A 13,288-nucleotide genomic window follows, 5' to 3' on the forward strand; every position below is an offset into this window, starting at 1 on the left:
CGGCTTGCCCTATGCCCATTTTTCGACAACGCTGAGAAGGAAATGCGAATCAAAATGTCGAAAGGATTTAAATTGAACTTATGATCTAGATAAAAGGGTGGTACAACATGATTCTCATCTGGAGCGGCTTCGGCTTTTTGGTGCCGTTGCTTCCGTTTGGACTGGCCTTGCTGACGAACCTCTTGGTCGACAGCATTCTCGGTCCGCACTACTTTGACGAACACGCGTGGCCGCTGGCGTTTGCCTTGTGGGTCGCGGCAGGATTGCTCTGGACGATCGGGAAGTATCTCGACAAAAAGCACCCGGGCCGGGTGCTGATCGACCCGGAGACCGGCCAACAGTTCCACTTCAAACGCAATCATTCGTTTTTCTGGTTGAAGTTGCAGATCTGGGCGCCGGTGATCGCCGTTGCGGCGATCGTGACGCTGTTTCTGCACAGAGGAGTCTAATGAAAAAGCCGCCCGCACCTGTCCGGGCGGCTTTTTTGTCATCTGCTCCTGTCGAAAACCTAGCAAAAATAGCGAAAGATTCTGGGCTTGCTCACCTACATACCCCCCTCTTGGTTTGCGTAGTCTCTAACGTCGGCAGTTTACAGAGCGTATACAAAATTTTCAAGCTGTTGAGGCGCAGACTCGTTATAATACAAGGGGAGGGATTCAACATGAACCGTCAGTCGGCAGAGCTTTTGAACTACGACAAAGCGTGGGAAGTGAGCATGCCTCTTCCGAAGTTGAACCAAGCGAAGCAATACAAACGCATCCTCCGGGCCCTCGGGCACGAAAGCGCCGAGCCGGAGGAGGTGCAAGACGGATGGATCGTGCGTTGGCGTCCGAAAAGACGTCGGGCGTAACAGCGTTCACATAGGGAGCTTCATCCAAGGAATACTATCCCAAGACCAACGGAGAGGAGAGCGGGAAGAGATGAAAAAATTCGCTGCGGCGATTGTGCTCACGGGCGCGTTCTTGTGGTTCGCGCCCGATGCGGAGCCTGCTCATGCCGAACTGCCGTTGCAGGTGGTCTTCAACGGGCAGCATGTGCAATTCGACGCACAGCCGGAGATCGTCAACGACCGAACCATGGTTCCGATCCGCGCCATCGCCGAGTCGATGGGCGCCAAAGTTTCGCTTTCAGGAACGAACTTTTTTACCGTGGAAAAAGGGGACAAGCGCGTCCGCCTCACCTTCGATTCACCCGTTGCCTACGTCAACGGCAGCCGAGTCACGTTGCCGGTTCCCGCTTATGTAAAAAACAACCGCACCTACGTTCCGGTGCGCTTCATCGGAGAGACGTTTCAAGCGTCCGTCGGTTTCGTGCCGCCAACCAACACCGTTGAGATTCGCACGGCGGCCGATGACCGCACGTTGCGCTTTCCCGTGATCAGCGACGTGCATGTGCAGGCGTCTGATCCTCGCTCGCAAACCAAGTTGAAAGCCACGCTCCAAGACCTCTACGACATCGACCCTGCGGCCGACGCGCTGGTCCTCAACGGAGACTTGGGCAACGGCAAACAGGCGGACTACAACACCTTGCGGACGCTTCTGGCGGGCAACCCGCATCCGACGACTCTGCTGTATAACATCGGCAATCATGAATTCTACAATGCATGGTACGACCGCAACGGTACATACGCACCCAAGACGTTCCCCAACGGAGAGACGGAATTCATGGCGATCAACCGCTATCTGCAACTGACCGGGGAATCGAAGGTCTATTATGACCGCTGGATCAAGGGCTATCATTTCCTGTTCCTCGGCGCGGAGAAGTCCCGCCAGTCGGACATGAGCATCGGCGACGATGCGTGGCTGTCGCAAGAGCAACTGAATTGGTTGAAACAAAAATTGGCGGAGAACCGTCAGTCGGACAAGCCTGTGTTTGTGTTCTTGCACCAACCGTTGACGAACACCGTATCGGGCTCCTGGTGGCAGAACGGAACCGACCGCGGGGTGGTGCAAGCGGAGTCGTTAAAATCGATTCTCGCGGGATATCCGGAAGTCATCTTGTTCAGCGGGCATACGCATGCACAGTTGAACTTGCCGCGAACGATGGTGCGCGAGAGTTTCACGATGTTCAATTCCTCCGCCGAAATCGGACCGGAAGCGGCGGGTGGCGCACCGGTGCTCGCTGACAGTTCAGAAGGGCTGTACGTTGAAGTCCATTCGGACAAAGTGATCGTGCGAGGTCGCGACTTCTCGAAAAAAACCTGGGTGCCGCAAGCCCAGTTTACCGTGCCGCTCAAAAAGTAGGTTTATTTGAACTTCTACAATCTCCCTGTATGACAGGGAGATTTCTTTTTTGAAAAAAGGGAGGAGATTGTCAATTGAGGGCGAATTTTGTCTACTGTGCTCATTTATGAGAGAGAACTGCATGCGGAGGAGACAGCTTTGAAAAAACTCGCAACCGGTGTTTTCGCACTTTTCGCTCTTATCGGAGTGAGCGCTGATGCTCATGCGTCAACACCCATTTCCGTCGTGATTGACGGACAAGTTCAGCAATATGACCGACCCCCTCTGCTGTACCAGAACCGCACCTTTGTGCCGATGCGCGGGATTTTTGAAACGCTCGGAGCGAAAGTCCTGTGGGACGGGACTACAGAGACGGTCACAGCCACTCGAGACGGTTCGACCGTCTCTCTGAAACTCAATTCCACCACGGCCTATCGCAACGGCCAACCGTATACGCTGGACGCCGAACCGCGCCTGATCGACGACCGGACGATGGTCCCGGTCCGCTTCGTCGCCGAATCGCTCGGCGTCGATGTGGTGTGGGATTCGGAGAGCCAACGTGTCCTGATCACCACGAAAGAGCAGGGGAGTACCCCTGATCCGGCGACTCCCAATCCGCCACAACCCGGTCAACCGACTACACCCCAGCAGTTCATCCCGTTTCCGTATCCGATCAACTCGTCTCTCATCACCAACAAAGCGAACCGCTCTTATGAGAAGCGTACGGAGACGCGCTACCTCGTCATCCACGAAACGGTTTCGAAGACGACTGCGCGTGCTCAGTTGAATTACTTCAACACGCAGACCGCCTATGCGAACGCGCATGCGTTCATCGACTGGAACGAAGTGCTGCTGACACTGCCGCCGGATGAAATCGCGTGGTCGGTCGGCAAGCCGGCCAACGCGTTCACCTTCAACATCGAACTCTGCCACGTCAAGACTGCATCCGACTTCGCGAAGGAGTGGGAGATGGCCACGACCTATGCGGCGAAGTGGTGCCTCGATGCGAATCGCGATCCGATGCAAACCATCGTCTCGCACCATGACATCACCAACACGTTCGGGGGCACGACCCACACCGATCCGGACGAATATTTCAACGAGTTCCACAAGACGATGAACGACTTCCGCCAGGATGTCGCCAACAAGATCAACACGATGAAAGCCCAAGGCAAGCGCTGGCAGTGAGCCGGCCTCCGCCTTGGGTACATAAAAAAAAGGCCCGGTCCGCGAGGACCGGGTCTTTTTTCGTTGTAGGCTTGAACTTACTTTTTCTTGCCTTCGATGTACACGCCTTTGAGGTCGTAGTCCGGCGCGGACATGTTGTTTTGCCAGCCTTTGATGTACTGCTGGGCAACGCCGGAAGATGCGCGGAAGAAGATCGGGCCAACCGGCATGTCTTCCATGAGGATTTTCTCAGCGTCGTACAGGTAGCTCATACGCTTCTTGGAATCCGGCTCTTTTTGTGCAGAGTGGATCAGGTCATCGTATTTCGGGTTGGAGTAGCCGTTTTCGTTGAAGTCGCCGCCGGTGATCCACATGTCGAGGAAGGTCATCGGATCGTTGTAGTCAGCGCCCCACAGGGAAACAACGATATCGTAGTCACGATCGGTGGTGCGCTTCAGGCGCAGTTTGAACGGAACGTTCTCGACTTCGACGTCGATGCCGAGGTTTTGACGCCATTGTTCTTTGATGAACTCGGACGCTTTTTTGGAGACGTCGCCATCGTCAGACAGCAACTTGGTTGCCGGGAACGAGGACATGCCCAGTTCTTTCAGGCCTTCTGCGAGCAGGTCTTTCGCTTTCGAAGCGTTTTCCTTGCGCTTGAGCAGGTCGCCTTGGTCTTTGCGGAAGTCGCCGCCGTTACCGTTGGAGGTACCGGTCGGAACGAAGCCGGTAGCACCGGAGGTACCGTTGTGGTACACGATGTCAGCATATTGATCTCCGTCCACTGCATAGGTCAGCGCTTTGCGGACTTTTGCGTTGGTGAAGAGTTTGTTTTTCTCGTTGTATTGGAAGTAACCGTTGGTCAATTCCGGGATGACGGTGTATTCCGGGGTGTCTTTGTAACGGTCTACTTGGTCACGAACGAGGCCGATACGGTCGAGTTGGCCTGCTTGGTACAGGTTCTCGAGTGCGCCGGAGTCTTTAACTACTTGGTAGTTAACTTTCTCCAGTTTCACGTTCGCTTTGTCCCAGTAGTTGTCGTTTTTGACGAGGGTTGCGGATTGCTCATGCACCCATTCGGTCATCTTGAACGGACCGTCGGTGAGAACTTTGTCTGCATCTGCGCCGTTTTTGTCCGCTTGCTTCTCGACGAAGTCTTTCTTCTGCGGGAAGAAGAGCGGGAACGCCATTTGCTCTGCGAAGAACGGAACCGGGTGGTCGAGGGTGACGACGAGAGTCTTGTCATCCTTCGCTTTTACGCCGACTTCGTCAGCAGTGCCTTTGCCGGAGTTGTATGCTTCGCCGCCTTTGACCCAAGCGACCATGAACGCGTATTGCGAAGCGGTCTTTGGATCGAGGGTGCGCTTCCAGGAGTATTCGAAGTCACCAGCGGTAACCGGGGTGCCGTCGGACCATTTTGCATCGTCGCGGAGGTTGAAGGTGTAGGTAAGGCCGTCTTCGGAGACTTTCCAGTCTTTTGCGACGCCCGGTTGTGCTTTGCCGTTTTTGTCAACGCGGGTCAGACCTTCGTTGATTTGACCGAGAACGCGGAACGCGATGTTGTCGGTTGCTTTGGAAATGTCAAGGGACGGGATTTCATCGGACAGGGCAAGGTTGATCACTTGCTCGTCTTTGCTGGTGGAGCCGGAGTTATCGGCGGTGTTGCTGTCGTCTTTGCTGCCACAGCCTACGAGTGCCACGCTGGAGAGCATGGTAACTGCGAGGCCGATGCTAAACCATTTCTTTGCTTGCATCTGTGAATACCCCCTAAGTATGAGTTACTACATCGCTTTATCTTTCTGTGTTCAACGAGGTGTAGCATACCATAAGACACTCAATATTGAGAAGCGTTACACTTTTCGAGATTCTTTTTTCTATTGCGAGTTGTCTCGCTTTTTCGAAGAAAAACTCTTTTTTTCGCAACGGTTCGTACCAAAGAGGGATTTTTGGGAGTCGAGATGACTGATTTATAAAGAAGCGGGCTTGAATGTAACGGATGAAACTATTTTGCCCTTTAAACAGGAGAGCATTCCCGACCTGTCGAATGGAGTCGAAACTAGTTGTGGAAAGGAGGATATTCGATTGTCCATCAAACGCAAACTGGCGATCTTCTTCGCGCTGATCGTGTCATCGATCCTCATTGCCAACAACGCGTTGTTCTACTATACGACGCGCGGGATGTTGATCAACGATCAGAGGCAGCAGATGGAGGGTCTCTCCCGTGAGATTGGAATTGCCATCGAGCACTCCGAACAGGGCTCTCAATATGTAGAAGATTTGCTCGGCGAGCGGTTGCGCTCTGCGGCCATCGCAGCCCAGGCGTCGCTTGATCCTGACATTGACAACGTTACCAATGAGCAATTGGTGAACTTGAGTCGCCAACTTGGCATCTCGCATATTACGCTTTTTAAAAAAGTGGGGGACGACATCGTCGGCTTGAAGTCATCCGATCCCAAGGAAATCAACTTGAGCACGATGGATTGGGGAGTCTACAAAGACGCGATGGAGCAACTGCTGCGCGGGGAGGAGGTCCACGTCCCGGAGGGACAAGCCCTCCCGCACTACTGGGCCGGCCCGATTGACGTCGCATCCGCCGACCCCACGCAGATCGACAAATGGGGCTATTATTATGATGGAACGACCAACTACATCATCGACCCGTACGTGAGCGACTCTTACATCCGCCAGTACGAGAGCTTGACCGGGGCGCAGTCGATTGTGGACCGCACGCTGCAAGACAACGCCTCGGTGCTGGAGTTGACCGGTTTTAACCCGCTTGCGTTTGGCAAGAAACCGATTCTCACGAAAATCAACGACGCCGAGTACATCCAATTGCAGAACCGGCCGTTGTTTTTCGGCAGTACTTCTTATGAAGACCCGCGAGATGCGGCAAAAGTAGCGGAAGCCGATTCGAGCGGCAAGATCGTCACGTACCAAACAACCGTGCGAGACAAGATCGTACTCAAGTACTACATCCCGATCTCGCAAGCCAAGTACCCGTATGTGCTGGGCCTCGTCACCGACTATGACGTGATCCAGCAAGTTTTGAACCAACAGCTTTGGCGCAACGCGATGATTTCGCTGGTGGCGCTGGCGGCGGTGTTCGTGCTTGGGTATGTCATTGCAGGACTTACGGTTCGTCCGGTCCAGAAGATCTTGCTCAAAGTCAACGACATGGCGCGCGGCAACTTCGAAGCGCGCATCCACTTGCGGACCAAGGACGAGCTCGGGCAGTTGGCAGATCGGGTGAACTCGATGTCGAAGAACTTGCAAGTCTATACGGAGCAATTGCGCTCGTTGTATGAACACAACCCGTCTGCGCTGTTCTCCCTCAACCTCGCGGGCGAAGTGCTCTCCGTCAATCCTGTGGCCGAATCCATCCTCGGCTACTCGTCGGAGGAACTGCGCGGCCGACCGTTTGGCGATCTCGTGGTGCCTGAGGAGCGTGAGAAAGCGCAGTACCATTTCAAACAATCGGTGGACGGTCACTTCCAGAGCTTCGAGATGCACCTCGTGCGTCAGGACGGCGAGGTGTTCGAACTCGGCGTCCGACACTTCCCGATCATGGTCGCCGACGAAACGGTCGGCATCTATTCCATCGGCAAGGACATCACCGAGAGCCGCCGCACGGAGGAACTGATGCGCAAATCGGACAAACTCTCCGTCGTCGGTCAACTTGCGGCGGGAGTTGCCCATGAGATTCGCAATCCGCTGACGGCGATCAAAGGCTTCGTGCAATTGATTCGCGACACCCGAGGGGCCAAACCGGAATACTTCAACATTATGCTCTCGGAGCTGGACCGCATCGAATTGATCATCAATGAATTCCTCGTCCTCGCCAAGCCGCAAGCGGTGAATTTCCAAGAGAAAAACCTCGTGACCCTCTTGCAGAGCATCATCGCGCTGGTCGAGACGCAAGCGATTCTGAACAACATCCAAATCGTCCTGCTGCTTTCCGAGTCGGACATCCCGTTGATCGATTGCGAAGAAAACCAATTGAAGCAAGTCTTCATCAACATCCTCAAAAACTCCATCGAAGCGATGCCGAGCGGAGGGGTCATCCACATCACCGTCGACCATCTGGCGGCGACCGGGCAAGTGCGCGTGCGCGTCGTCGACGAGGGACAGGGCATCCCGGAGGAACGCCTCTCCAAACTGGGCGAGCCGTTCTACACCACGAAGGAGAAAGGCACAGGTCTTGGCTTGATGATCTCCTACAAGATTATCAGCGAGCACAAAGGCAAGATGATCGTGCGAAGCCGGGTCAACGAGGGGACCACGGTGGACGTGTACCTGCCGACGCATACATCCTGATTGAAAAAAGACCGCATACGCCGAGGGCGTGTGCGGTCTCTTTTACGTGTCGAACATGAAAATCGCCTCTCTGGTGTCAGAGAGGCGGAAGAAATCGATAGACTACGAGGTCTCTATTGGGTCACGACGCGAACAACGGTGGCAGCGATCAAAAACCAAATCGCCACAGCGGGAATGAGCCCGTAGAAAACTCCTCGGAAAAAGCTCATGTCCATACTTATCCTCCTTTCGGTAACCTGGCAACCGTGGCGTGAACTCACGCGATAGGCCCATGGCTTTGCGTCCCTGACTTTCGTACAGGTTTGCCTTTATCGTGGATGGAACATACTGCTTGATAACATCATAACACATGCTCGTATTGTTTGTTAAGTGTATTATTAATTTTTCTCGGATGGAGAGATTTGTGACTTTAAATAAATTAGATAACAACTGTGAATCTTTCAATTGTGTGAGTTTTCTATTAATAATAGAGAGGTGAGGATGTGGAGGAGTGGTTGTTTCAACCGATCCGGCCGATGTTGGCAAGCTTTGGGAACGAGGCGTTCGAGGACGAGGAGTTTCTGTTTGATGTGAAATGGGGACGGCGGTTGTTGGTGCATAAGCAGGGACGTCGAGTGGAGGCGTACACGAGGTTTGGGCGCTGTGTGACCGAGCAGTTTCCGGAGTTGCAAGACGTGGCTGGGGCTATCCGTGAAGAAAAGGCTGTGCTCGATTGCGAGGGGATCGTACTTCGCGACGGTCGGCCGGGATTTGATTCGTACTTGCATCGTTTGCGCCTCACCAACTCCGTTTCGATAAAACAGGCCGCGGTCACGCACCCCGCGACCTTCGTCGCGCTCGATGTGCTCGTCAGCGGGGAGCGGGCATGGTTTCAAACTCCTTTGCAAGAGCGAAAACAGCGATTGCAGGCCATGATCGGGGAGGCGGGAGCAGGGAAGTTGATTTCGTCTCCATTTGTACGGGGGAGTGGAAAGACTCTCTACGCAGAGGCAGTCCGACGCGGACTCGAAGGAATTGTCGCCAAACGGGTAGGGTCGCTCTATGTCCCAGATTCACGATCCAAGGACTGGATCAAGATCAAAATTCCCCACGAAATCGACTGCCTGATCCTCGGCTATCGGCCCGGCCCGCCGTTCGCCCTGGTGCTGGGCCTGCACTTCCCGACGGTTTCCGCCAAGCCGGTCGGAACTGTTGATCAGGGGATTTCAATAGAAGAACAAACAGCCTTCACCCAAATCGCTCGCGACATCCAGACCCGCAACGACGGGAAAACGCAGTGGGTTGAACCCCGTCTCTGCTGTCGTGTTGAATATCGGGACATCAACGAAATGCACCAACTGCGACAGACGAGCTTTCGCGGGTTCCTTGTTCAAAAGCGTCCTGAGGACTGTCGCTGGCACGACAACCCGTGATCCACGTAAAAAGGACCGTAAGCCACGGGGCTGCGGTCCATTACAAGTGCGTATTTGTGAGGTTAAATAGCTGTTACGCCACGAGTTTGCATGACGTGCAAGGCTTGTTCGTACCAAGAATTCACTTCTGTTTCCGTCTCTGAGGCGATCAAGTTATCTACCATTTGCAGAATCTGTTGCACATCGTCATGAGTGAGCATCTGTTCTTCTCCTCCTGATGTGGAAAGTAGAGTATGTTCCTTTATCAGAATAATATAAAAATTATGAGTACAATGCAAGAGGGAACCGACTCTTCTCGACAATTATTTTACTTGCCCGCCTTTTCTGGTATTCTTTACGTACTTGAAGGGAGTTGAACTTGCGTGAAACGCATTGCATACGGGGACAACGAATGGCATTTCGGAGAACTGCGACTGCCGGAGGGAGCAGGCCCGCATCCGGTCGTTTTGATCATTCACGGCGGTTTTTGGTACGCGCAGTACGGTTTGGATCAGATGGACATCATGGCGGAGGACTTTCGGGCGCGGGGCTATGCTTCTTGGAACATCGAATACCGCCGCATCGGGCATGAGGGCGGGGCGTATCCAGGCACGTTGCTCGATGTCGGAGCTGCGGCAGACCATCTCCACGAAGTAGCGGCCTCGTATCCGCTCGACCTCTCCCGCGTCGTTGCTCTCGGACATTCGGCCGGCGGTCATCTCGCGCTCTGGCTCGCAGGACGCCATCAACTTCCGGTAGACAGTGAACTGGCGGTCACGACTCCGCTTCGCCTCAAAGGCGTACTCTCGCTCGCCGGTGCAAACGACTTGCACCACATGTGGGAAGTTCGTCAAGAGAATTCTCCGGTCGTCGCGCTCTTGGGCGGCACGCCGGCTGAATTCCCGGAACGCTATGCACAAGCATCACCGGCACAGCTCTTGCCGTTCGGGGTCCCGCAAGTTTTGGTCCACGGCACGGAAGACAAGCACGTCCCGGTGGCGCTCAGCACCGACTACCTCCCCAAAGCACAAGCAGCGGGAGATTCGGTTGAATTGATCGAATTGTCGGGCGTTGAACACTTCAAAGTCATCGACCCGACTTCAGAAGCATGGCCGCCCATCGTGGAAGCCTTGCGCAAATTGATTGGATAAGTAGAAAAAAGGCAAGAGGAGGCCGGCTCATGTATCGCACCTACGAGGAATTCTGGGTCTATTATGTCAGCGAACATTTGAAGCCTTCCACCCGATTCTGGCATGCAGTCGGGACGACGGGCGTTCTGGTACTGCTTGTAGGGATCGTCTGGCAACAAGCTTGGTGGTGGCTGTTGTTGGTTCCGATCTTCGGGTACGGCCCGGCGTGGTTCAGCCATTTCTTCATCGAGCGCAACCGCCCGGCGACGTTCACATACCCGCTTTGGTCGTTGCGAGCAGACTTTCGCATGTACAGACTCTTGCTGACAGGTCGCATGGGACGGGAAGTCAAGCGAGCCGAGACCTGGCTGGCTCGGCAAAACTAGTGCCGGAATACGAAAAAAGAGCCATCTCCGCCCACGCGCGGGGAGTGGCTCTTTTTTTACAAACGATAGCAGGTCTGCGTATTCTCCCGAATCCGTCGCACCAATTCCTCCGGTGTCACGCCTTTCAAACGGGCGACAGGCTCCACCATCTCGCGCAGAAAAAGCGGCGTCGTCGGGCGACCGCCGAAAATCGGGCCTTCATGCTCCCACGGTCCGTCCGTTTCGAGCAGGAGTTGGGAGAGGGGAACGGACTTTGCCAGTTGTTGATCGCGCTCGCGGTGGCAGACGTCCGGTGTGAGCGAGACGTAGTACCCGGCCTCGACGATGCGTTGCAGGTCGTCAGGCGCAGCTTTCAACCAGTGGAAGTGAGCCCGCTTCACTCCGTGGCTCATCAAAGTCTCGTAGGCAAGCGGCGCTTTGTCATGCACAGCGTGCAACACCAACGGCAAATCAAGTTCCCGCGAAGTTTCTGCAAAGACCCCCAGCAGTTCCAGACAAGCCTCCAACGCACCCGTACCGAGTTTCGCCGCTTCATAATGAGGAAGCCCGACTTCGCCGATTGCGACGAGGCGGTGCCGCTCCTGTCGAATCAGCCCGAGCAGTTCCGCCACATCAGATTCAGGCGGCACCGGATACTCCGGGTGAATTCCGACCGCCGCCCGCACGAAGTCGGGGAATCTCTGCTGCAAGTCCAAAGTCCGATACGCCGACGCAAGCCCCGTAGACACCGCCACCACGCCTTCGATACCGCCTTCGCGCCACAAGTCGATGAGTCTGCCGATCTCCTCATCCGGGTACATCTCCAGATGCAAGTGCGCATCAAACATTCCGTCCCGCCTCCTCTCATTCCCTTCAGTATACAAAAAAAGAGCAGAGACAATGGAACTGTCTCTGCCAACATAAATAGGTGTAGGGTAAAAAAGGTCGTATCTAGATTCTATCTAATCTAGAAAAAATGAACACTGGCCAAAAGTATAGTTTTACGAATTTCGGAATGATATGCATGACGAAACGCAGGCTGGAAATACTACCCTCACAATCCTTGAGGGAGGTGGCGAGCATGGGCATCATCATCGGCCTGCTGGTGGCGGTGGTTTTGTGGAAGATCTTGAAGCTTTCGGTGTTGGCGTTGGTTTGGATTGCGATCATCGGAGCCATCGTCGGCGCGATTCCGACATTTATGCGCCGACGCGCAAAACGATAAGGGGCTGGACCAAGGGGGGAGGACGGCGGGAAAAAAGCCGTCCTTTTTTCATGTTCTGGCGGATGTGGTAGAATGGGGGGGAAAGTTGAGGGTGATGCACATGCATGACATTTATGACAACCAAGGGCGCACCGAGCGCGCCGTTCTGGTCGGGCTCAAACTCGCCCGCCATGACGACGAGATCTGGACCATGGCGTTCACGGAGCTCAAAGGGCTCGTGGAAACCGCCGGAGCCGAAGTCGTCACCGAACTGCTGCAGAACCGCGACCAGCCGGACCCCGCCACCTACATTGGCAAGGGGAAGCTCGCCGAACTGAACGCAGTCATTGAGGAGCTGAACATCGACGTGGTCGTGTTCGACTCGGAACTCTCGCCGAAGCACGTTCGCAATTTGGAAAATGCTCTGCCGTGCCGAGTCTTGGACCGCACGCAGGTGATCTTGGATATCTTCGCCATGCGGGCGAAAACCCGCGAAGGCAAGCTGCAAGTCGAACTTGCCCAATTGCACTACCTCATGCCTCGCTTGGCCGGGCAAGGAGCTGCGATGTCGCGTCTGGGCGGCGGCATCGGGACACGGGGACCGGGGGAGACGAAGCTCGAGACCGACCGCCGACACATTCGCGGGCGCGTCCTCGAACTCTCGCGCCAACTCGATGAGGTTCGCAAACACCGCGATTTGCACAAGAAACGCCGCAAAAAGCAAGAAATTCCCGTCATCGCATTCGTCGGCTACACCAACGCGGGGAAATCGACGTTGATGAAGGCGATCGTCGAACGCTACGGCACCGGCAACCGCGAAGTGGCGGAAGGGCGCAACCGTCTGTTCGATACGCTGGACACCACGACGCGCCAAGTGCAATTGCCGGATGGGAAAACGGCAATTTTTTCCGATACGGTTGGATTCATTCAGCAGTTGCCGCACTCCTTGATCCGCGCATTCCGCTCAACGCTCGAAGAGACGGCCGAGGCCGACTTGATCGTGCATGTGGTCGATGCCAGCCATCCGGGATTTGATGTGCAGATGGCGACGGTGTATGACGTGCTGCAAGAGCTGAACGTGTTGGATCGCCCGATCCTCACCGTTTTTAACAAAATCGACCTCGTGCCGGGCGCTTGGATTGGCAACGACCCGAACTCCACGGAGACGGTGCGCGTGTCGGCGACGCTAGGCGACGGGCTCGACGTGATGATGGAAAAAGCGAACGACCTCGCCGGCGTTCGCCATCTGTTGGTGACGGTGGAAGTTCCTTATAAGGAAGCGGCGTTGACATCGCAAGTTCACCGCGAAGGCCGCATCTTCGAAGAAGAGCACCGCGAGGGCGGCACCTACCTCAAAGCCGAAGTGCCGCAGCGCTTGGCGGACGAGTTGAAAGCGTACTTCCTGCAAGAAGCGGAAGAAGTGGTCCCGCAAAAAGAAACCAAGAAAATCTACTTCGACTTCACCACGCCGGAGTCGGACGATGTCGTACACTAA

Annotated in this window: 13 protein-coding genes and 1 riboswitch; of the genes, 10 read left to right on the forward strand and 3 right to left on the reverse strand. The window is 55.0% G+C overall.

Translation table 11 applies throughout. The features are described 5' to 3' along the window. The first annotated feature begins 107 nt into the window (after window positions 1-107). The 4 genes from JJB07_RS18490 (at window position 108) to JJB07_RS18505 (ending at window position 3,410) form a co-directional block, all read left to right on the forward strand. A complete protein-coding gene (locus tag JJB07_RS18490) occupies window positions 108-449 on the forward strand; it encodes a hypothetical protein (protein ID WP_201637557.1) in 342 nt (113 codons plus the stop codon). A 212-nt stretch (window positions 450-661) separates the two neighbouring features. Further along, a complete protein-coding gene (locus JJB07_RS18495) occupies window positions 662-850 on the forward strand; it encodes a hypothetical protein (protein ID WP_201637558.1) in 189 nt (62 codons plus the stop codon). Window positions 851-920: 70 nt separating this feature from the next. Then, complete coding sequence (locus JJB07_RS18500) at window positions 921-2,243, forward strand: stalk domain-containing protein (RefSeq protein WP_201637559.1); 1,323 nt, start codon at window positions 921-923, stop codon at window positions 2,241-2,243. Between the two features lie 138 nt (window positions 2,244-2,381). Beyond that, the gene (locus JJB07_RS18505) at window positions 2,382-3,410 is read left to right on the forward strand and encodes a stalk domain-containing protein (protein WP_201637560.1); all 1,029 of its coding nucleotides are present in this window, start codon (window positions 2,382-2,384) and stop codon (window positions 3,408-3,410) included. 77 nt (window positions 3,411-3,487) lie between these two features. Here JJB07_RS18505 and JJB07_RS18510 read toward each other — a convergent pair whose 3' ends face one another. Beyond that, on the reverse strand, window positions 3,488-5,143 hold the full coding sequence (locus JJB07_RS18510) for a peptide ABC transporter substrate-binding protein (RefSeq protein ID WP_201637561.1): 1,656 nt from the start codon (window positions 5,141-5,143) through the stop codon (window positions 3,488-3,490). A 328-nt stretch (window positions 5,144-5,471) separates the two neighbouring features. Here JJB07_RS18510 and JJB07_RS18515 point away from each other — a divergent pair, with 328 nt between their 5' ends. Together JJB07_RS18515 and JJB07_RS18520 are read left to right on the forward strand one after the other, a co-directional pair. After that, window positions 5,472-7,703 (forward strand): ATP-binding protein, encoded by a 2,232-nt coding sequence (locus JJB07_RS18515; RefSeq protein ID WP_201637562.1) that lies wholly within the window; start codon window positions 5,472-5,474, stop codon window positions 7,701-7,703. Window positions 7,704-7,930: 227 nt separating this feature from the next. Then, window positions 7,931-8,020, reverse strand: a riboswitch (cyclic di-GMP riboswitch). Between the two features lie 177 nt (window positions 8,021-8,197). Continuing rightward, window positions 8,198-9,115, forward strand: coding sequence for an ATP-dependent DNA ligase (locus JJB07_RS18520; RefSeq protein WP_236588193.1), 918 nt, complete (start codon window positions 8,198-8,200; stop codon window positions 9,113-9,115). Window positions 9,116-9,177: 62 nt separating this feature from the next. Here JJB07_RS18520 and JJB07_RS18525 read toward each other — a convergent pair whose 3' ends face one another. Continuing rightward, entirely contained in the window at window positions 9,178-9,315 is a 138-nt protein-coding gene (locus JJB07_RS18525; protein WP_201637563.1) for a hypothetical protein, read from the reverse strand. 162 nt (window positions 9,316-9,477) lie between these two features. On the opposite strand from JJB07_RS18525, the gene JJB07_RS18530 reads away from it, so the two are divergent. Continuing rightward, window positions 9,478-10,245: an alpha/beta fold hydrolase gene (locus tag JJB07_RS18530; RefSeq protein WP_201637564.1), complete on the forward strand. Its 768-nt coding sequence runs from the start codon at window positions 9,478-9,480 to the stop codon at window positions 10,243-10,245. A gap of 29 nt (window positions 10,246-10,274) precedes the next feature. After that, window positions 10,275-10,610, forward strand: coding sequence for an Mpo1-like protein (locus JJB07_RS18535; protein ID WP_236588194.1), 336 nt, complete (start codon window positions 10,275-10,277; stop codon window positions 10,608-10,610). A gap of 56 nt (window positions 10,611-10,666) precedes the next feature. Here the strand turns inward: JJB07_RS18535 and JJB07_RS18540 are convergent, their stop codons facing one another. Next, window positions 10,667-11,437, reverse strand: a complete 771-nt coding sequence (locus tag JJB07_RS18540) for a TatD family hydrolase (RefSeq protein ID WP_201637566.1) — start codon at window positions 11,435-11,437, stop codon at window positions 10,667-10,669. Between the two features lie 233 nt (window positions 11,438-11,670). Here JJB07_RS18540 and JJB07_RS18545 point away from each other — a divergent pair, with 233 nt between their 5' ends. Both JJB07_RS18545 and hflX read left to right on the forward strand, forming a co-directional pair. Continuing rightward, window positions 11,671-11,814 carry a hypothetical protein gene (locus JJB07_RS18545; RefSeq protein ID WP_201637567.1) on the forward strand — a complete coding sequence of 48 codons (144 nt, stop codon included), beginning with the start codon at window positions 11,671-11,673 and terminating at the stop codon, window positions 11,812-11,814. 94 nt (window positions 11,815-11,908) lie between these two features. Continuing rightward, window positions 11,909-13,288 carry a GTPase HflX gene (gene hflX, locus JJB07_RS18550; RefSeq protein WP_201637707.1) on the forward strand — a complete coding sequence of 460 codons (1,380 nt, stop codon included), beginning with the start codon at window positions 11,909-11,911 and terminating at the stop codon, window positions 13,286-13,288.

Source organism: Tumebacillus amylolyticus, assembly GCF_016722965.1.
In the GTDB taxonomy this organism is placed as follows: Bacteria; Bacillota; Bacilli; order Tumebacillales; family Tumebacillaceae; genus Tumebacillus; species Tumebacillus amylolyticus.